The sequence below is a fragment of the Nocardia cyriacigeorgica genome, from assembly GCF_010858045.1.
GTDB lineage: Bacteria > Actinomycetota > Actinomycetes > Mycobacteriales > Mycobacteriaceae > Nocardia > Nocardia cyriacigeorgica_E.
Genome location: NZ_JAAGVC010000227.1, coordinates 1 through 325 on the forward strand (window position 1 = coordinate 1; position 325 = coordinate 325).

General features: G+C 64.0%; 1 protein-coding gene. It reads right to left on the bottom strand.

Features of this window, described 5'->3' with window-relative positions:
* Positions 1-325 (bottom strand): NAD-glutamate dehydrogenase domain-containing protein (locus GV790_RS29480; protein ID WP_163818086.1); only part of this gene is annotated, 325 nt, incomplete at both ends.

Below are 325 nucleotides of genomic sequence, written 5' to 3' on the forward strand. Positions count from 1 at the left end.
ACACGAAGATCTCGAATTGTGGCCGTGGCTTGGGCAATTCGGCGATCTCGCGCGGCTCGACCTTCATCGAGATGTAGTCACGCGCGAGCCCGTCGGTGTCGGTGACGTAGTAGTTCGTGCGCAGCGTTGCCGCGATCAGACCGAGGATCGCACGCAGGATGCGGTCTGCGTCCAGGCTCACCACTTGATCGATCCGGCCGCGTACCTCCGCTTCGAGCTCGGCGGCCCGTTCGGCGGAGTGAGCGTCGGGATCGAACCTGGCCGCGAACAGCTCGGCAAACAGTCGCGCTGCCTCCGGATAGCTGAGCAGTACGCGGGCGATATT